15 protein-coding genes and 4 tRNA genes are annotated in these 18712 nt (G+C 52.0%); 14 read left to right on the top strand and 5 right to left on the bottom strand.

Features of this window, described 5'->3' with window-relative positions; translation table 11 throughout:
• Nucleotides 1-42: 42 nt before the first annotated feature.
• From hrpA to Q354_RS0107600, 5 genes are all read left to right on the top strand, one after another.
• On the top strand, nt 43-3954 hold the full coding sequence (gene hrpA / locus Q354_RS0107620; RefSeq protein WP_051559973.1) for an ATP-dependent RNA helicase HrpA: 3912 nt from the start codon (nt 43-45) through the stop codon (nt 3952-3954).
• A 337-nt stretch (nt 3955-4291) separates the two neighbouring features.
• Nucleotides 4292-5203 carry a porin gene (locus tag Q354_RS0107615; protein ID WP_027857082.1) on the top strand — a complete coding sequence of 304 codons (912 nt, stop codon included), beginning with the start codon at nt 4292-4294 and terminating at the stop codon, nt 5201-5203.
• Between the two features lie 179 nt (nt 5204-5382).
• Nucleotides 5383-6084: an MlaA family lipoprotein gene (locus Q354_RS0107610; RefSeq protein ID WP_027857081.1), complete on the top strand. Its 702-nt coding sequence runs from the start codon at nt 5383-5385 to the stop codon at nt 6082-6084.
• Between the two features lie 61 nt (nt 6085-6145).
• Nucleotides 6146-7312 (top strand): PP2C family protein-serine/threonine phosphatase, encoded by a 1167-nt coding sequence (locus Q354_RS24960; RefSeq protein WP_027857080.1) that lies wholly within the window; start codon nt 6146-6148, stop codon nt 7310-7312.
• Between the two features lie 4 nt (nt 7313-7316).
• Complete coding sequence (locus Q354_RS0107600) at nt 7317-7802, top strand: STAS domain-containing protein (protein WP_027857079.1); 486 nt, start codon at nt 7317-7319, stop codon at nt 7800-7802.
• 280 nt (nt 7803-8082) lie between these two features.
• Here Q354_RS0107600 and tal read toward each other — a convergent pair whose 3' ends face one another.
• Together tal and dusA are read right to left on the bottom strand one after the other, a co-directional pair.
• Nucleotides 8083-9036: a transaldolase gene (gene tal, locus Q354_RS0107595; RefSeq protein ID WP_027857078.1), complete on the bottom strand. Its 954-nt coding sequence runs from the start codon at nt 9034-9036 to the stop codon at nt 8083-8085.
• Between the two features lie 24 nt (nt 9037-9060).
• Nucleotides 9061-10080 carry a tRNA dihydrouridine(20/20a) synthase DusA gene (gene dusA, locus Q354_RS0107590; protein ID WP_051559972.1) on the bottom strand — a complete coding sequence of 340 codons (1020 nt, stop codon included), beginning with the start codon at nt 10078-10080 and terminating at the stop codon, nt 9061-9063.
• 62 nt (nt 10081-10142) lie between these two features.
• On the opposite strand from dusA, the gene Q354_RS0107585 reads away from it, so the two are divergent.
• The 9 genes from Q354_RS0107585 to Q354_RS0107545 all read left to right on the top strand — a co-directional run bounded on the left by Q354_RS0107585 (nt 10143) and on the right by Q354_RS0107545 (nt 16083).
• Entirely contained in the window at nt 10143-10559 is a 417-nt protein-coding gene (locus Q354_RS0107585; protein WP_245601007.1) for a diacylglycerol kinase, read from the top strand.
• Between the two features lie 128 nt (nt 10560-10687).
• A complete protein-coding gene (gene gltX, locus Q354_RS0107580) occupies nt 10688-12184 on the top strand; it encodes a glutamate--tRNA ligase (RefSeq protein WP_027857075.1) in 1497 nt (498 codons plus the stop codon).
• Nucleotides 12185-12340: 156 nt separating this feature from the next.
• A tRNA-Ala gene (locus Q354_RS0107575) sits at nt 12341-12416 on the top strand.
• Between the two features lie 23 nt (nt 12417-12439).
• A tRNA-Glu gene (locus Q354_RS0107570) sits at nt 12440-12515 on the top strand.
• A gap of 14 nt (nt 12516-12529) precedes the next feature.
• Nucleotides 12530-12605, top strand: a tRNA-Ala gene (locus tag Q354_RS0107565).
• A 38-nt stretch (nt 12606-12643) separates the two neighbouring features.
• Nucleotides 12644-12719: transfer RNA gene (locus Q354_RS0107560), tRNA-Glu, on the top strand.
• A 431-nt stretch (nt 12720-13150) separates the two neighbouring features.
• Nucleotides 13151-14161 (top strand): TRAP transporter substrate-binding protein DctP, encoded by a 1011-nt coding sequence (gene dctP, locus Q354_RS0107555; protein ID WP_027857074.1) that lies wholly within the window; start codon nt 13151-13153, stop codon nt 14159-14161.
• Nucleotides 14161-14685, top strand: coding sequence for a TRAP transporter small permease subunit (locus Q354_RS0107550; RefSeq protein ID WP_027857073.1), 525 nt, complete (start codon nt 14161-14163; stop codon nt 14683-14685). The genes dctP and Q354_RS0107550 overlap by 1 nt, the downstream gene beginning before the upstream one ends.
• 72 nt (nt 14686-14757) lie before the next feature.
• Nucleotides 14758-16083 carry a TRAP transporter large permease gene (locus Q354_RS0107545; protein ID WP_027857072.1) on the top strand — a complete coding sequence of 442 codons (1326 nt, stop codon included), beginning with the start codon at nt 14758-14760 and terminating at the stop codon, nt 16081-16083.
• A gap of 70 nt (nt 16084-16153) precedes the next feature.
• Here Q354_RS0107545 and Q354_RS0107540 read toward each other — a convergent pair whose 3' ends face one another.
• Genes Q354_RS0107540 through purM form a run of 3 tightly spaced genes read right to left on the bottom strand, consistent with a single transcriptional unit; the run spans nt 16154 to nt 18611 of the window.
• Nucleotides 16154-16891: a DUF3108 domain-containing protein gene (locus Q354_RS0107540; RefSeq protein WP_051559971.1), complete on the bottom strand. Its 738-nt coding sequence runs from the start codon at nt 16889-16891 to the stop codon at nt 16154-16156.
• 9 nt (nt 16892-16900) lie between these two features.
• On the bottom strand, nt 16901-17548 hold the full coding sequence (purN, locus tag Q354_RS24955; protein WP_036228906.1) for a phosphoribosylglycinamide formyltransferase: 648 nt from the start codon (nt 17546-17548) through the stop codon (nt 16901-16903).
• Between the two features lie 4 nt (nt 17549-17552).
• Nucleotides 17553-18611, bottom strand: coding sequence for a phosphoribosylformylglycinamidine cyclo-ligase (purM, locus tag Q354_RS0107530; RefSeq protein ID WP_036228902.1), 1059 nt, complete (start codon nt 18609-18611; stop codon nt 17553-17555).
• Nucleotides 18612-18712 lie beyond the last annotated feature (101 nt).

The raw sequence follows: 18712 nt of genomic DNA, 5'->3' as shown, positions 1-18712 counted from the left end.
TAATCGCCGGCTTGTCTTCTGTTTTCGGATATACAGTTAGTCGTGAATTCATCAATAGCCAATCTGAAATCCCGCCTCAGTCAGTGCCTGTTTGCGGATGTTTTTCCATTACAGCGCCGATTAAATCAGGCTGAGCAACGTTTGCGTAACAATCAGCCCGCCAGTCGCATGCTGGAGGAGGTTGAACGTAAGATCGCTGAGTCGCTGAAAGTCGTTGAGCGGCGCGCTGCTCAGCTGGGCGAGATAAAGTATCCCGATCTGCCGGTCAGTCAGAAGAAAGACGAGATTAAACAAGCTATTGCCGAAAATCAGGTGGTTGTGGTGGCGGGTGAAACCGGGTCCGGTAAAACAACTCAGCTGCCGAAAATCTGTCTGGAGCTGGGATTGGGCGTGCGGGGGCTGATCGGTCATACCCAGCCCCGAAGGCTGGCTGCCAGAACCGTCGCTGCCCGTATTGCCGAAGAGGTTGGTTCAGAGCTGGGTGGCACGGTGGGCTATCAAGTGCGGTTTACCGACCAGGTAACGGATCATACCCTGGTTAAGCTGATGACCGACGGAATTCTGCTGGCTGAAACCCAGCGGGATCGCCTCCTGAGTGGATATGAAGTGTTGATTATTGATGAGGCGCATGAGCGAAGCCTCAATATCGACTTCCTGCTGGGCTATCTGAAACGGATTCTGCCACAGCGCCCCGATCTTAAGATTATTATCACATCTGCCACCATCGATCTGGAGCGTTTTTCTAAGCACTTTAATGATGCGCCGATTATCGAAGTATCGGGCCGGACCTATCCGGTAGAAACGCTGTATCGTCCGCTGAATGAGAACGATGAGGGGGATATCGGCCAGGCTCAAGGTATTTTACTGGCGGTTGAAGAGCTCCGGCAGCTAGAGCGACAGCAAAAAAGAAGTGCGCCGGGAGATATACTGGTATTTCTCAGTGGTGAGCGGGAGATCCGCGAAACCGCCGACTTCCTGCGTAAGGCACAACTGAGAGATACCGAAATCCTGCCGCTATATGCGCGCCTCAGCGTGGCGGAGCAGAACCGGATATTCCATCTTTCCGGAAGGGCCGGGCGTCGTATCGTGCTGGCAACCAATGTGGCAGAGACATCGCTGACTGTACCGGGCATTCGCTACGTAATTGACCCTGGTTATGCCCGGATCAGTCGCTACAGCTACCGCTCCAAGGTACAGCGCTTACCGGTCGAGCCGGTTTCTCAGGCCAGTGCCAACCAGCGGAAAGGGCGCTGTGGTCGTGTCGCCGAGGGGATCTGCATCCGTCTTTATAGTGAAGAGGATTTTGCTGGCCGGCCGCAGTTTACTGACGCGGAGATCCGTCGCACAAATCTGGCCTCCGTTATCCTGCAGATGCTCAACCTGAAGTTGGGCGACATATCTGAGTTTCCGTTTATCGATCCACCCGACAGCCGCTTTATTAATGATGGCTTTAAGCTGTTGCAGGAGCTGGGTGCGGTCGATGCCAAGCGCCTGATGACTCAGTTGGGGCGTAATCTCAGCAAACTGCCGGTTGATCCGCGTATAGGTCGGATGGTGCTGGAGGCCGCGCGGCAGGGAAGTCTGAGTGAGGTGCTGGTGATTGCCAGCGCCCTGAGTGTGCAGGATCCGCGTGAGCGCCCGGCTGATAAGCAACAGGCCGCCGACCAGAAGCACCGGGAATATGCGGATGAAGACTCTGATTTTATGTCGATGCTTAACTTGTGGAAGCTATATGAAGAGCAGCGGCAGGAACTAAGTCAAAGTCAGCTGCGCAAGTTCTGTCAAAAGCAGTTCCTCTCTTATATGCGTATGCGGGAATGGCGTGATGTGCATCGCCAGTTGCATCTGGTGTGTAAGGAGCTGGGATTAAAGGAAAATGGCGATGAGGCCGGTTACGAAGCGATTCATAAAGCGCTTCTGGCCGGCCTGCTGAGTCAGATGGGCTTCAAGCAGGAGAATAAAGAGTATCTCGGTGCAAGGAATAAGCACTTCTTTATCTTCCCCGGTTCTATGTTATTCAAAAAAGCGCCTAAGTGGATTATGGCGGCAGAGCTGGTGGAGACGGCGCGTCTTTATGCTCGCATGGTGGCAAAAATTGAACCGCAGTGGGCAGAGTCGTTAGCCCGGCACTTGGTTAAACGCAATTATCTCGAACCGCACTGGGAGAAAAAGCGCGCCCAGGTGGTAGCTCTGGAACAGGTCACGCTATATGGGCTGGTGATCGTGAACCGCCGCAAGGTACATTACGGGCAGGTCGACCCGGTTGCCAGTCACGACATTTTTATCCGCCAGGCGCTGGTAGAGGGGGAGTTCCATACCCGGGGTGAGTTTTTCCGCCACAATCGGTCGCTGTTAAAAGGTATTGAAAAGCTTGAGGCGAAGTCTCGCCGGCGTGACCTGCTGGTCGATGAAGAGCAGCTATACCAGTTTTATCGTCTGAAGCTGAACTCCCATGGTGGAGAGGGTGTGATCAACGGTGCGGGATTCGAGAAGTGGCGTCAGGATATTGAACAGGGCGATGCCAAAGCGCTGTTTATGACAGAGGAAGATATCCTTCAGCGCTCGGCCGATCACGTCAATGCCCGCCAGTATCCGGATCAGATGGATATAGGCGGAGCTAAGCTGCGGTTGAGCTATAACTTTGAACCCGGTGCAGTCGATGACGGTGTCACACTGCACCTGCCGCTGGCTTTGCTTAACCAGCTGCCGCAGCTCCGTCTGGAATGGCTGGTGCCCGGTATGCTGAAAGAGAAGTGTGTCGCGATCCTCAAGGGCCTGCCGAAGCAGCAGCGCAAGAACTATGTACCAATTCCCGATTATGTTGAGGCAATACTGCAGAAAGTGGTCTTTGCTGAGGGGGATCTGTACGAAGCGATCGCCCTGCAGCTGAAGAGAATGACGGGCGTGGCGGCCGATGTCGAGATGCTGCGAGCCTCCTCGCTGGAAAAGCATAGCTATTTTAATCTCCGTCTGCTGGATGAGGATGGAAAAATACTTGAACAATCAAGGGATTGGGCTGCACTAAGCGAAAAGTATGCGGATCAGCTAGAGGCTGTGCTACAGCGTGGTCCTGGAGAAAGCTGGGGCCGGGACGGTATTACCCGGTGGGACTTCGGTCAGCTGCCGGGGGTGATTACGCTGCGCCAGGCTGGTGGTATCGAGGTGGAAGCATATCCAGCATTGATCGACCAGGGGGATCAGGTGGTGCTGAAAGTGCTGAGTAGCGCCGAAGATGCCCAGTATCAGTCGGTGTTCGGAATCTGCAGGTTGGCAGAGAAGGCGATGAAGGATCAGATTCGGGCGGCAAAGCGTGCTATGCCGGAGTTGGATAAAAGTGTCATGCTGGCCCCGCGGGTAATGAACAAGCAGCAGCTTGAATCTCAATGCATTACCCAGGCGCTTCGACAGGTTTTAAAACTGGATGAAGCATTGCCGGGAGATGAAGCGGAGTTTCAACTGCGGGTCAGCGCAGCAAAGGCTGAGTTGGTTTCTACTGTTGCAGCTTTATCAGCTTTTGTTTTTGAATGCCATCAGTCTTATCACTCAATTCAAAAGCAATTAAAAGGGAAAATGGATCTGGCGGCTGTGCCGGTGTTAAATGATGTTAAGCAGCAATTGACCTATCTGATTTCTCCTGATTATCTGCGTAATACACCCTGGTCCCGATTGCAGCACTTCCCCCGGTATCTGAGTGCAATAGATAAACGATTGGAAAAATTCCGTCGCGAAATTAATCATGAGCGTATGTTAAGTGAGCAGCTTTCGGCGAACTGGTCTCAGTATCTGGCGAAGAAGGCCCAGCTGGATAAGCAGGGATTGTATAGTCGTGAACTAGAGAACTATCGCTGGATGCTGGAGGAATATCGGGTCTCGTTATTCGCTCAGCAATTGGGTACCGAGATGACAGTTTCGGAGAAACGCCTGAAACAGCAATGGTTACAAGCCACCGCTTGATACAGGTCAAGCCATATGTTGCCTTGATGCGACCGTGAAGGGTGAATCTCCCCTCAGGTGGTTGCACTGCTTAGCGGGGTATGCTGTAATGCCGTCAATTTTAGATTTGACGCTACTTATTTATGGCTGGGGAGCCTGTAAATAAGGGCATTAAGTTTGAGTTAATACTCCGGGCGATAATCTTTGTTTCGGGGTAAAACAGGCAGCGTGAAAAAAATACTTTCATCTGTTTGAAATAAGTTCGTTTTATAGTATTTTTCTAGAAGCCCTGCATAACAGGGGCGACGAAAAACTAGAATTCACTACTAGTACGTTGAATATTGAAGGGGAAATGTTAATGAAAAAGTCACTGATCGCTCTGGCTGTTGCCGGTGCTCTGACTGCTCCAATGGTTGCACAGGCTGACGCTACTCTGTACGGTTCCGTACGTCTGAAAGTTGTTTCTGCTGACGACAAAACTCTGGATGTAGCAGACAACTCTTCCCGTGTTGGTATCAAGGGTTCTACTGAGCTGTTCTCCGGCGCTAAAGGTATTTTCCAGGGTGAGTGGAAAGTAGGTAACAACGACGACGCTGGTTTCGGCGACGGTCGTCTGTGGTACGCAGGTGCAACTGGTGATTTCGGTACTGCTACAATCGGTCAGCAGTGGACTCCTCACTACAACTGGACTGGTGGCGCTACTGATATCGGTGATAACGGTGCTACTGGTGGTACTCAGAAGTACTTCCGTCTGGGCAACACTGTTGCTTACATCACTCCAAACATGTCCGGCTTCCAGGCTGCAGCTGTAGCTGTACTGGATGGTGGCGACGATTCTGATCCAACTCAGGAAGACGTAGCTGGCTACAACGTGGCTGCTACTTACAGCATGGGCGGTCTGGGCTTCGGTCTCTCTACTGTTCAGCTGGAAGAAGCTACTGGCGCTGCAGTTGACAGCACTTCTGCTGTAGCTGTTTCTTACAGCGCTGACGCTCTGTATGTTGCTGCTCGTTACGAAACTAACGATTCTGTAGACGGCTCTGCTGACTCTGATACTTACGAAGTTGTTGGTTCTTACGCTATGGGTAACACCAAGCTGATCGGTCAGTACCTGGATTTCGACAACGAAGGTTCTCTGACCGCACTGGAAGTTCAGCAGAAACTGGGTAAAAAAGCACGCGTATTCGCGGCTTACACTCTGGCTGACAGCGATGCAGAAACAGCTGGTAAAGCTGATACTCTGGAAGTTGGCTACCGCGTAGACTTCTAAGTTCTGATCTGACTAGTCAGGTTTGAGAGAAGGGCTCCTTAGGGGGCCCTTTTTTGTGCCCGGTTTTTAGCGTGCGATGTTTTCTGCGGCTGAATTGCCGGTTATTTTTCTCCGAGTGTTTATTGTTGAGTTGTAAGGGGTATAAAATTGCACGGAGCCTGATATTGAATGAGGATGTTATGAAGCAGATGTTACTTAAGCTGGTTGCTGTCGGTGTGATAGCTTCAGCGGTTTCTGTGCCCGTGTTTGCGGAAGAGGCAGAGGTAGATCCCTGGGAGGGGATGAACCGCAGTATCTTTGCATTCAATGAAGGCTTTGACCGCTATTTATTGAAGCCTGCCACCCTGGGGTATAAAGCTGTGACACCGGATGTTGTAGAGACAGGGGTCTCCAACTTCTTTGGCAATATCAGTGATATTGGTTCCTTCGTCAATAATGTGCTTCAGGCAAAATTCGAACCTGCATTGAATGATTTTGCTCGCCTGACATTCAATACCACAATTGGCCTGGCGGGGTTTATCGATGTGGCAACCCCGATGGGGTTACCTGAGACAGACGAGGATTTTGGTCAGACCTTGGGCTACTGGGGTTTTGAAAGTGGCCCCTACCTGATGTTGCCTTTCTTTGGCCCGTCAACGGTACGGGATGGTGTCGGCTTTGTTGCGGAGAGCGTCACCTCTCCATACAACAACCTGGAAGATGATACATTGCGTTATAGCCTGACGGCATTACGTGCTATCGATCAGCGGGCTGGGTTGCTGGAAGCTGAAAGGCTTATTTCCGGTGACAAGTACCTTTTTATCAGAAATCTATATCTGCAGCGTCGGGAATTTCAGGTGAACGACGGGCAGCTAGAGTCATTTGATGACGATGATTTCTAGCTTTCGTTGGTGAAGATGAATTCTGGGCGGGGCTGAAGTTCTGGCAGGTGGGAGGTCCCAAATGGGGCATGCGGATCAGGCTGTACTATTGATTGATCGTCCATCGCAGGTGATTGATACAGTATTTGAAATGCTCAATGAGGCTGAGCTGCCTGCCTTTCGGGTTGTCACCCGGTTTTCACTCGGTGAGGCGTTGGTTGCACTTGAGGAGCGGGCTTATTCGGTAGTGATTTTCAGGCCGGGCGCTGAGGGTGTGTTGGCTGCAGTAAAGGATATTGCTTGTCGCCATCGTTGTAAGCCTCTTGTGGTTCTGCTGGATGAAGATGACTCCTCCCTGTTGTTCGGGGCTTTAAGGTCGGGGGCGTCCGACCTGTTTCCAGTGGCTTCGCTGCATAGTCAATCTGAAGAATTCGTTGAACTGGTCTCCTCCGCATTGAGGCAGGCGCAGTTATTGGAAGACAATCAGCGCTATCGTGAAGAGTTGGAGCAGCGTCTGGCCGAGTTGAAGGACGATCAGCAAGCTGCGCTGAAGGTTCAGCAGAATATGTTGCCGCCGGAACAGCAGGTCTTGGCTGGTATGACGGTGGATTATACCCTGCTACCATCGCTTTATCTGAGTGGGGACTTTGTGGATGCTATTGCTTTAGATAAGCATCGTGTGGTTTTCTATCTTGCTGATGTTTCAGGGCACGGGGCCTCATCTGCACTGGTGACGGTGCTGCTAAAAAATATGACCGGGCGGCTGTTGCGCAATTTCCGGCGCGGTTCCAGCTATGATATTTTGTCGCCCCTTCAGTTTCTGAAGCGTATTAATAAGGAGCTTCTTGAGGCCGCCCTGGGTAAGCACCTGAGTATCTTTGCTGGAATAATAGATCTTGATGAGAATCGGCTGACCTATGCCATTGGTGGTCAGCATCCGATGCCATTGCTTCAAAGTGGGGAGCAGATAGATTTCCTGAAGGGGCGGGGGATGCCGGTAGGATTGTTTGAAGAGCCGGTATTTGATGAAAGAAGCATTGAGTTACCTGAGTCTTTTCAGTTAACGTTGTTCTCAGATGGTGTCCTTGAGGTGCTCCCGGATCATGGCATGGAAGCTAAAGAGGCTTCGCTTATGTCTCTGGTGCATCGTCTGCAAGGTGGTTCGGCCCATGATTTGCAGCGGGCGCTTATTTCGGGCGGTGTCAGTATGGCGCCGGATGATATAGCGATAATGACGATTTCCAGATAGTAGTATGAAAGAAGGCTCTATTTATTCAGCTTGCCTTGATGGTCACTACGTTCTTAAGTTTGTTGGTGATGTCCGGTTGACCTTGTGTGCTACGCTGGATAGTCATATTGAGCAGGCTCTGCAGGGGAATGCGGTTGGCGAGATACTTGTTGATCTCACCGAAACCGAGGCGATCGATAGTACCTCGCTGGGTCTGATTGCAAAGTTGTCTATCAAGGCCAGGCGCTCAGGCTTGCCAGATCCGGCGGTGGTTTCAACGAACTCCGATATTACCCATATTCTGATGAGTATGGGGTTTGATCATATATTTGTTTTGCTTACCGAGCTTCCAACCAGCTGCTCTGATCTGAAGCAGCTGCCAATGATGCTGGAATCAGAAGAGCTTATGCGAGAACGAATTATTGCTGCTCACCGAGTACTGATGGAGCTGAATGAGGTGAATCGCGAGGCGTTTAAGGATCTGGTGCTGACGCTTGAGGCTGCTCGCTGAAAATTAAGAATTTGTCTTATATAAATTCAGAGCCGGATTGGTAGAATATTCCCCAGAGCTTGAGGCGCAGGAGCGAATAAACTCAGGATGAGTAGATCAGGCTCTACACCGCTCACGGAATGATGTGGTGTCCGGCAGGGAGGCTGGGATAAGGCTCGATAACGGGATAGTTATCGGGCCTTTTTAATGCCTGAAAGAAGCGTTGAGCTTCTGGGCTTAAAATAAAGAGCTAAAAAGCCCTGGCTGGCAGGGCTTGTGTCACTAAATAGAGCAATATGGATTATTGCGGTTTGCTGAGGAGTTGTTCCAGCTTGATCTGGTCTTCGGCAAACTTTCTGATCCCTTCAGCCAGCTTCTCTGTGGCCATCGGGTCTTCATTCATGCCCCAGCGGAACTGACCCTCGCTGAGGGGAGTCTCCTGGCTAATGCTGCCCTGTTCCGGGTTTAGCATTCTTTGTAGTGGTAACTCGCATTGTTGCAGTTCCTGCATCAGGGCTGGAGCAATCGTGAGTCGATCGCAGCCTGCTAACTGACGAATCTCTTCAATGTTGCGGAAGCTGGCACCCATAACGATCGTGTTATAGCCGCTGGCTTTATAGTGGTTGTATATCTTGCTTACTGATTGTACGCCGGGATCGGCTGGGCCTGAGAGGTCTGCATCCGGGGTACTCTTTTTGTGCCAGTCCAGGATGCGGCCAACAAAGGGGGAGATCAGGTATGTGCCAGCATCGGCACAGGCAACGGCCTGGGTAAAGCTGAAAAGCAGGGTGAGGTTGCAGTTAACCCCTTCCTGCTCGAGTGTCTTGGCAGCGCTGATGCCTTCCCAGGTGGATGCGATCTTAATTAATATGCGCTCACGACCAATGCCCAGCTCTTCATACATGGCGATAAGCTTGCGGGCCTGGTTGATCGTTGCCGTGGTATCAAATGAAAGGCGGGCATCTACTTCGGTGGAGATGCGGCCTGGAATGATTTTGAGAATTTCGCGGCCAATCTCAACGGCAAAGCGATCGGTCATATTGCTCAGCAACGACTGGCTATCTCCACCCTGGCGTTGTGCCCATTCTTTGGCACTGGTCAGCAGTGGTTGATATTCGGCGATACCCGCTGCTTTAAGCAGTAGTGATGGGTTGGTCGTGGCATCAACCGGTTTAAAGGTGCGAATCGCTTCGATGTCTCCGGTGTCGGCGACAACGGTAGTGATTGCTTTAAGTTGGTCGAGCTGAGTGGCCATAGTCTTAGTCCATTAGCATAAAAATTAGTCTGGAATCAGATCAAGTGCAGATCTGAGTACTTCCACGCCAGCGCCTGGCTTGTGTGCATTCTCGCTGATGTAGCGGCGGAACTGTCTGCCGCCTCTTTGTGCATGAAACAGCCCCAGTATATGGCGCAGCATATGGTTCAGGTACACGCCCTGCTCCAGCTGGGTTTCGATATAAGGGATCAGTTCAGTAGCGATCTGCTTTCTGTCTGGGGTGGGCGATTCGGTGCCATAAAGGCGTTGATCAACCTCTGCCATCATGTAGGGGTTTTGGTAGGCTTCCCGGCCCAGCATTACACCATCGATATGTTGCAGATGTTGTTCGCATTCATCAAGAGTTTTAATGCCGCCGTTAATGATAATCTCCAGTTCCGGAAATGCCTGCTTTATACGGTAGACCCAGTCATATATTAGTGGCGGGATATCGCGGTTTTCCTTTGGGCTCAGTCCCTGCAGGATGGCCTTGCGGGCATGGATAATGAAGGTTCTGCATCCCGACTGGCGCACTATATCGACAAAGTGATGCAGCTCTTCATAGCTGTTCATATCATCTATGCCAAGTCGGTGCTTAACCGTGACCGGTATGCTGACAGCCTGCTGCATCTGGCTCAGGCATTCGGCGACCAGTTCCGGGTGGGCCATCAGGCAGGCGCCGATCATATTGTTCTGAACCCGGTCGCTGGGGCAGCCCACATTCAGATTAACCTCGTTGTAACCCCATTGTTCGGCCATTTGGCTACACTTAGTCAGCTCTGAGGGATTGCTGCCTCCCAACTGCAGGGCGACCGGTTGCTCGCTGGGGTCGTAACGGAGGAAGCGGGCTTCATCCGCATGGATCAATGCGCCGGTTGTAACCATTTCCGTATAAAGTACGGCATGCTGGCTGATCCTTCTGTGAAAGACACGGCAGTGACTGGTTGTCCAGTCCAGCATGGGGGCGACGCAAAAGCGGCGATTTACAGAAACGGGCTTAAGATTCACAGGATCGGGACGGCTTTCTTGAGTAAAATCTTGCATTAAAGGTACTGGAGATTGGAGGGCCGCTGGCCCGTCTGTAGGAAAGTGCTTATTGTATCCAAATGAGGAAGGTAGCGACAGAGAGCGCTATATCGACAAATATCGGGGTGGTGGTAACAGAGGGTATGGAGATGGATGTGGGTGTAAGAAAGATAACCGGACTGAAGCGTTTTTATTATGCGACTCAGTACTCTTTCAAAGGAATAAGGGCAGCCTATCGTAATGAACCTGCATTCCGCTATGAGGCTTATGCGGCGCTGGTGCTGATTCCGGCTGCGTTCTTTGTGGCGGTTTCCGCAGTGCAGCTGTCTCTGTTGGTGGGAAACTGCTTGCTGGTATTGGCCTTTGAACTGGTGAATACAGGCTTGGAGGCGGTAGTGGATCGTGCCGGTACTGAATATCACGAGCTGGCTGGCGTTGCCAAGGATGTGGGGTCTGCAGCCGTCTTCTTTATGCTTTTGTTTACCGCTCTGACCTAGGGGGCGGTTCTGGTGGAAAACTATCTCGGATAGGGCTGCTATTTATCCCTGCCAGAGCATAGTTTATAGCGGCTGATAGCGGGTATAATCCGGCTTTGATTTGGTAATCTCAGACTCTAAGGAATCCGATGACTGTTCGTACCCGAGTTGCTCCGTCACCGACAGGTGATCCTCACGTAGGCACAGCATATATTGCGTTGTTTAATCTGGCGTTTGCCCGTATGCATGGTGGCCAGTTCATTCTGCGTATCGAAGATACTGATCAGACCCGCAGTACAGCAGAGTCGGAACAAAAGATTCTGGATTCACTGCGCTGGCTTGGTCTCGACTGGGATGAGGGGCCGGACGTGGGTGGGCCTCACGGGCCTTATCGTCAGAGTGAGCGCAAGGATTCCTACAAAGATTTCGCCATGCAGTTAGTCGAGCAGGGTAAAGCCTTTCTTTGCTATCGGACTACCGAAGAGCTGGATCAGTTGCGTGAAGCGCGCCGGGCCGATGGTAAGCACACAGCGCTGAAGCAGAGTGATCTTGCATTACCGGCAGATGAGGTTGAGCGTCGCCAGGCTGCCGGGGCTCCATACGTTGTGCGTATGGCTGTTCCGGAGGAGGAGGGCGCCTGCGTCGTCGATGATATGCTGCGTGGCCCGATAGAGCTGGACTGGGGAATGGTCGATGCCCAGATTCTGTTGAAGTCTGACGGTATGCCTACCTATCATCTGGCGAATGTGGTGGATGATCACCTGATGGGGATTACTCACGTGATTCGTGGTGAGGAGTGGATCTCGTCAGCGCCTAAGCATAAGCTGTTGTACGAGTACTTCGGATGGGATATGCCTAAGCTTTGTCATATGCCATTGCTGCGTAACCCGGATAAGTCCAAGCTTTCCAAGCGTAAGAATCCAACCAGTATTCTCTACTATCAGCGTATGGGCTATCTGCCGGAGGCGTTGCTGAACTACCTCGGTCGAATGGGCTGGTCGATGCCGGGTGAGGCGGAGAAGTTCAGTCTGGCGCAGATGATCGAGAAATTCGATATTCATCGCGTCTCACTGGGCGGGCCGGTTTTCGATCAGGAGAAGCTGAGCTGGCTGAATGGTCTCTGGCTTCGTGAAGATCTCTCGCCTGAGCAGTTTGCCGCACAGTTCCAGCAGTGGGCGCTGAATCCGGAATATCTGATGCAGATTGTGCCGCTGATTCAGCAGCGCGTAGAGAAATTCTCCGATGTGGCTCCACTGGCCGGATTCTTTATGTCGGGCATGCTGGAGCTGGTTGAGGCGGATTTCGAGCATAAGTCGATCGAGAAAGATGAGATGCGCCGTGTATTGCAGTTTGCCGTCTGGTTACTGGATACCGAAAATCAGTGGAATAAAGATCGTTTGTTTGCAGTGATGAAGCAATTAGCTGATGTCATGGGGCTGAAAATTCGTGACCTGCTGTTCCCACTGTTTATTGCTATTGCTGGCACCAATCAGACTGTCTCCGTTATGGACTCGATGGCGATACTGGGGCCGGATATGAGCCGTGCCCGCCTGCGTCATGCCCTTAACGTATTAGGTGGACCTTCGAAGAAAGAAGCCAAGCGTTGGGAAAAAGAATTTCGTGCGGTACGGGAGGCGGTTTCCTGATAAAGGGCTGCTTCTGACTGGTATTAAGCCCGCTTGTGCGGGCTTTTTTGTGCAATAGATAACCGGTTGAATATAAAAGGACTTTTTTTGAATTTGTTGGGAGTTTATTGCTTGACAGTGCCTGGGCCGGTGATTATTATAGCGCACGTCTTTTGAGGGGCCTTAGCTCAGCTGGGAGAGCGCAACACTGGCAGTGTTGAGGTCAGCGGTTCGATCCCGCTAGGCTCCACCAAAAGATTGCATTGAGTATGTAGTGTCCCATTCGTCTAGTGGCCTAGGACACCGCCCTTTCACGGCGGTAACAGGGGTTCGAACCCCCTATGGGACGCCATCCTTATTGTGTGTGGGGCCTTAGCTCAGCTGGGAGAGCGCAACACTGGCAGTGTTGAGGTCAGCGGTTCGATCCCGCTAGGCTCCACCAATCTTTACTTTTCATTATTCTCTATGAAAAGCCTGTGCGTCCCATTCGTCTAGTGGCCTAGGACACTGCCCTTTCACGGCAGTAACAGGGGTTCGAACCCCCTATGGGACGCCATTCATCTATTGCTCTATCCTGCTATTGCTATCGCAATTCCCTTTCTGCTTTTATTATTTGAATCCCCGCTTTCGCTTCTGTCTATAGCCTGTTTGCTCTGTCATCGTTTGGATTATCAGCTATCTTTGATTCAGTGTTGTTGGTGGGCGCTGAATGGTTTTATGTCAGGAGCTGCCATGTTCTCTGGCATTGGCTGAAAAATGTACGCGGATGTAATGATTTGTAAACCGGTCGTACGTTGATATACGGATGTCGCTTTGCGTTATATAAGATAGAGTTTTAACCGCTTAACTAGGCGTTGTTTCAGATTGGATTTAAAGCAGGACTGGCTGCCATGTGGGAGAGTTCTGCGCGCTGACGCAGATCACTTTTCTGATTGGCTAGCCTGTTTTAGATAAAAATAAAAGCGTGTACAAAGAGAGTACTAAATTATGAATCGTCGTAATCTTCTGAAAGCAGCGGCAGCCGGTCTGGCTGCGGCACCACTTGCCGTGACATCTACTTCTGCTCAGGCTGCGACCAGTTTGCGCATGCAGACTTACTGGGGTAAGGAGGCAAACGATATATTCAAATCCTTTACTGATGATGTGAAGACAGCTTCAAAAAAATCTCTGCGTATTCGCCGCTACACTGGTAGTTCTCTGGTGCCGGATGCTGAGATGTTCCAGGCTGTTGGTAAAGGTACCATCGATATGTGTCAGGGCTATGCAGGTTACTGGCCTGGTCAGCTGGATATTGCTTCTATTGAGGCCGGTCTGCCAGGTGCCTGGACTAACTATGATGAAGCGATGTACATCATGGAAACCAAGGGCCTGATCGACCTGATCCGAGAAGGTTATGCGGAGCAGAATGTGCACTACCTGGGCCCGATTATGGGTGGCCCATTTGATCTGTTGACCAAGAAGCCGGTGAACAGCCTCGATGATCTGAAAAAGATGAAGATCCGTGCGACACCGAGTGTGGCAAAAATCCTCGACCAGTTTGGTATCCCGACTGTATTCCTGCCTGGGTCCGAGCTGTATATCGGTCTGAGTACGGGTGCGATCGACGGTGTTATCTATGCCGGTACCAATGAGTATATGTCCATGAAGCTGTATGAAGCGGCTAAGCACTATACTTCTCTGAATATGGTGAGCCCGGGTTATACCGATCAGATGCTGATCAATATGGACAAGTGGAAAGCGATGACTGATGATCAGCGCGCCATTATTGAAACCTCTTTTGCCAAGCATGCAAGCAAGATGCACACCTGGATGGTGAGCGGTTCTATCGATGCCGGTAACAGCGGTCTGTTTGAGCTGAACTCACTGAGTGCTGAGGACTCTGCGCGTCTGCGTAATGCGGCTAAAGTGATCTGGGCTGAGGAAGCGGCGAAATCTGATCGCAATAAAAAGGCTATCGGTATCCTGGAAGCGGCTGCTAAAGCAACCGGGAGAGCGTAATGGCCGGGATATCTCGACTTCTTGAAATTCAGGACGGGATATCCGAAATGATTGGCAAGGCCGTCTCCTGGATGTGCCTTGTCATGATTGGCGTTTTGTTATTTGAAATTGCCGCGCGATATCTGTTCTTAAGCCCGACCTCCTGGGCGCATGAAAGTACCACGATGCTCTATGGTACTTTCTGCATTCTGGGTGGCGTCTATACCCATAAACATCATGCGCATGTGCGCAGCGAAGTGGTTTATCATCTGTTTCCGGTGCGGGGGCGTGCGGTACTTGATGTGCTGACCAACTGCATCGTACTGGTTATGTTCGGTGTCTTCTTTTTTGCGGCCGTGGAGTTTGCTCTTGAGTCCTGGCAGAGGGGCGAGTTGTCTTCTAAGAGTACCTGGGCGCCGCCTATCTATCCGTTTAAATCGATTCTTCCTCTGGCGGTAGGGCTGATCTGGTTGCAGACCCTCGTCCATCTGGTAAGGGATATCCAGGTGGCTTTTAATCTTGTGCCTGCAGAGGGCCGCTCGTAATAACCCGTATGCGCTGATAGGGGAAAGCGGCGCTTTCGGGGTTTCCTGATAAGAATTAGAAAGGTATATGACGTGTCGGAACTTGATCCGCTAATTGTCACCCTCGGGATGTTCGGGGCGATGTTCGCCATGCTGATGATGGGGGCGCCGCTGGCCTGGTCTCTCCTGACGGTTGGTGTTGGTTTTGCGTACGCATTGTGGGGGCCGGGAGCGCTTGAGCTGCTGACGATCAGTTCGTTCGCTGCGATGGATAACTTCCTTCTTGTCGCGTTGCCAATGTTTATATTTATGGGTCTGATGCTGGAGAAATCCGGAATCACGGATGACCTGTTTGAGATGATTAACAAGCTGATGGGGCAGGTGCCCGGCGGTTTGGGAATCGGAACGATCATTATTTGTGCCCTGATCGCAGCGATGGCGGGAGTCTCCGGTGCGGCAACCGTGAGTCTCGGTGTGATTGCGCTGCCTGCGATGCTGAAGCGTGGTTATGATAAGCGTCTGGCAACCGGAACGATCATGGCAGGCGGGGCGCTGGGCTTCCTGATCCCTCCGAGCGTGCTGATGATCCTCTATGCTTTTCTGGCTAAGGAGTCGGTCGGAAAACTGTTTGCGGCTGGGCTAGTGCCTGGGTTAATGCTGGCGGGTATCTATATTGTCTATATCCTGATTCTCAGTCGTATCAAGCCTTCGCTGGCGCCGCCGATTTCTGATTCGGAGCAAGTGGACTGGAAAGGCAAGTTGATTTCTCTGAAGGCATTGATTTTGCCCGGAGCGCTGATCACCACAGTGCTGTTCTGTATTATCTCGGGTATTACGTCGCCTTCTAAGGCCTCGGCTATCGGCGCTTTCGGCGCTATTATCTGTGCTGCCATATATCGAACGCTGACATTTGATCTTATGCGGCGGGTGCTGCTCGATACTACCAAGCTAATGGGGATGCTGATCTGGATTACCCTCGCGGCGATCTTCTTTAGTAAGGTGTATATCGGTCTGGATGCGGGCTTTGTTCTGCAGGATATTATCGAGGACAATGAGCTGTCGCCGATGCTGGTTATTCTGGCTATGCTGGCGTGCTATTTCGTGCTGGGGATGTTTCTGGATGACTTTGCGATTGTCTTTATTACAGTGCCATTGTTTGTGCCGATCGTGGAATCCCTGGGGTTTGATACGATCTGGTTTGCGGTGCTGTTTATCGTAAGTATGCAGTCGGCCTATCTGACGCCGCCGTTTGGCTACAACCTCTTTTACATGCGATCGGTAGCGCCGCCTGAGGTAACTATCTATGACCTTTATCTGGCTGCCATACCGTTTATACTGCTGCAGATGCTGGGTCTTGGATTGTTGGTTGCATTTCCGGAGATTACGCTCTGGTTGCCTGAGGTGTTGTATGGGCCCTGATTGAATAAGGAAGTCAGGAAGAAAAAAAGCGATGAGGCGGCTGTCTCATCGCCTTTTTTTTGTTTGTGCTTCAGCGGGTCTTGAGGGTCTGCAGGGACAGGGCAAAGGCCTTGTCTTTCTTGGTCTGGCGGTAAAGTTTAATCATCTGGTAGTTCAGCGAGGGGGCGAACCAGATCAGTGTTTTCTTGTCGTTGCTGTCGTGCAGGCGTCTGACCTTGATACTGTCGAAGCTGCCGGCCGGAGTTTCGATATGCTCCTTGCCTATGATCTCAAATCGATACTCTTTAAGTCGGCCGCCGTCCGCAACCTTATATTCCAGCAGCTCTTTGCCATTGATCAGGTCAAGTCGCAGCTGGAGCTGGTAGCTGAGCTTGTCCTGCACGCCATCACTGATCGGCATCTGCCAGGGTTGGTTGGCGACGTTGTTGGTGACGCTGTTTTTTTGCCAGTCGAAGCTGAGGGCTGCCTCACGGGTTTTGCCCAATACCTTGCGTTTGTAGTAATAGCTATGGGGGGCTATCAGGTTTTGGCTATGGGTAAATGTGCTGTTCTCGTCAATGCGTGCGAACAGGGCAGAAGACTCTGAGCTGAGCTTCCAGCTGAGATTGTTGAGTTGACTGAGTTGGCGGGTTGTGGTGCCGCTGGCTGAGATGCTGCCCTTGCTGTCGGCCTTGAACGTGGCGACGTAAGGGGGGATAAGTGGGGTGTTGGCAGCGGACTCGGCTGCAATCACCCCGGAGGTGCCTGAAAGCACGATTAGGGCGATGGCTGCATGGCGAGGCGGCTTACGGTTAATCGTGCGTATCATGTGGTTACCTCAATTCTGTTGGTACTGAAAGCCTCGCTCGCCGAGGTTGCTGTCGTCGAGTATTACACCTTCACTGGTCCACTTTGCGCGATCTGCGCAGAGCCATTCAACCGCCAGAGGGTAGATCTGATGCTCAACCTTGTGAACCTTCTGCTGCAGGCTTTCCTCTGTATCATCCGGGTCTATGCTGACTGCACCCTGAACCAGAAGCGGGCCGCCGTCGAGCTCTTCTGTGACGAAGTGTACCGTGCAGCCGTGCTGGCTGTCGCCCGCTTCCAGCGCGCGCTGATGGGTGTGCAGGCCTTTATACTTGGGTAGCAGGGACGGATGGATGTTCAGCATGCGGCCCTGAAAGTGTCGTACAAATTCAGGGGTCAGGATGCGCATGAAGCCGGCGAGTACGACTAGATCTGCTGCATAGCTATCGATCAGTTCAGCCATGGCGGCGTCGAACTGTTTGCGGCTGTCAAACTGCTTGTGATCCAGTACTTCGGTCGCGATGCCTGCGTTGCGGGCGCGCTCCAATCCGAAAACGCCATCCTTGTTGCTGATAACTGCACTGATGCGGCCGTTGATGCGGCCGCTATCGATGCTGTCCATGATTGCCTGCAGGTTTGAGCCGCTGCCGGAGATCAGTACAACAATGCTTTTTGGCAACGCCTTAGGCTCCCAGACCGCGCAGTTCTACCTGTTCTTCACCTTCGGCTGCGGCTTCGATCTGGCCGATTACCCAGGCATCTTCGCCGGATTCGGACAGCATCTTCATTGCTTCGTCAGCTTTATCGGCCGGAACTGCGATGATCATGCCTACGCCGCAGTTAAATGTGCGGTACATTTCACGGCCGTCAACATTGCCCTGCGCCTGCAGCCAATCGAAAACGGCCGGCATCTTCCAGGAGTTGATGTCAATCACCGCTTTGGCGTTGTCTGGCAGTACGCGTGGAATGTTTTCCAGCAGACCGCCGCCGGTGATGTGGGAGAGGGCGTTAACCTGGCTCTCTTTGATCAGTTTCAGCAGGGATTTTACGTAGATGCGTGTCGGCTCCAGCAGGGCTTCGCCCAGTGGGCGGCCATCCAGGTCCTGGGACAGGTCGGCATCACTGACTTCGATGATCTTACGGATCAGTGAGTAGCCGTTGGAATGAGGGCCGGAAGAGGCCAGGCCGATCAGGGTATCACCGGTCTTAACGGCACTGCCGTCGATAATTTCGTCTTCTTCAACGATGCCGACACAGAAGCCGGCCAGATCGTACTCGTCGCCGTCGTACATGCCCGGCATCTCAGCAGTTTCGCCCCCTACCAGAGCGGCGCCAGCCAGTTCGCAGCCCGCACCGATGCCGGCAACGACGTCGGCGGCCATATCAACGTTCAGGCTGCCTGTGGCGTAATAATCGAGGAACTGCAGAGGTTCTGCGCCCGCGACTACCAGGTCGTTCACGCACATTGCTACCAGATCGATACCGATGGTGTCGTGCTTGTTCAGGTCTTTCGCCAGCGCCAGCTTGGTGCCTACGCCGTCGGTGCCAGTCACCAGAATCGGCTTTTTATAACCCTGAGGGATACGGCACAGTGCGCCGAAACCACCCAGGCCACCCATGACTTCAGGGCGGGCTGTGCGTTTGGCGACACCTTTAATACGTTCAACCAGGGCGTTGCCTGCGTCAATATCAACGCCAGCGTCTTTGTAGCTCAGGGAAGTTTTGTCGGAACCAGTAGACATGGAGCACTAAACCTTAATTGCATGCTGAGAAAGGAAATAAATTTTGAGCGTATTCTAACAGCTTGATGGTAGGCGGGCTATGTTGTGATAAAGTTTACCCC

Source organism: Marinobacterium jannaschii DSM 6295 (assembly GCF_000620085.1).
GTDB lineage: Bacteria > Pseudomonadota > Gammaproteobacteria > Pseudomonadales > Balneatricaceae > Pontibacterium > Pontibacterium jannaschii.
This window is presented reverse-complemented; position numbering and strand designations above follow the sequence as displayed.

Bases quoted from the DNA above. Each gene is read 5' to 3' on its own strand.
- Q354_RS0107615 (WP_027857082.1), top strand. From the start codon at position 4,292: ATGAAAAAGTCACTGATCGCTCTGGCTGTTGCCGGTGCTCTGACTGCT.
- Q354_RS0107610 (WP_027857081.1), top strand. From the start codon at position 5,383: ATGAAGCAGATGTTACTTAAGCTGGTTGCTGTCGGTGTGATAGCTTCA.
- Q354_RS24960 (WP_027857080.1), top strand. From the start codon at position 6,146: ATGGGGCATGCGGATCAGGCTGTACTATTGATTGATCGTCCATCGCAG.
- Q354_RS0107600 (WP_027857079.1), top strand. From the start codon at position 7,317: ATGAAAGAAGGCTCTATTTATTCAGCTTGCCTTGATGGTCACTACGTT.
- tal (WP_027857078.1), bottom strand. From the start codon at position 9,036: ATGGCCACTCAGCTCGACCAACTTAAAGCAATCACTACCGTTGTCGCC.
- dusA (WP_051559972.1), bottom strand. From the start codon at position 10,080: ATGCAAGATTTTACTCAAGAAAGCCGTCCCGATCCTGTGAATCTTAAG.
- Q354_RS0107585 (WP_245601007.1), top strand. From the start codon at position 10,143: ATGAGGAAGGTAGCGACAGAGAGCGCTATATCGACAAATATCGGGGTG.
- gltX (WP_027857075.1), top strand. From the start codon at position 10,688: ATGACTGTTCGTACCCGAGTTGCTCCGTCACCGACAGGTGATCCTCAC.
- dctP (WP_027857074.1), top strand. From the start codon at position 13,151: ATGAATCGTCGTAATCTTCTGAAAGCAGCGGCAGCCGGTCTGGCTGCG.
- Q354_RS0107550 (WP_027857073.1), top strand. From the start codon at position 14,161: ATGGCCGGGATATCTCGACTTCTTGAAATTCAGGACGGGATATCCGAA.
- Q354_RS0107540 (WP_051559971.1), bottom strand. From the start codon at position 16,891: ATGATACGCACGATTAACCGTAAGCCGCCTCGCCATGCAGCCATCGCC.
- purM (WP_036228902.1), bottom strand. From the start codon at position 18,611: ATGTCTACTGGTTCCGACAAAACTTCCCTGAGCTACAAAGACGCTGGC.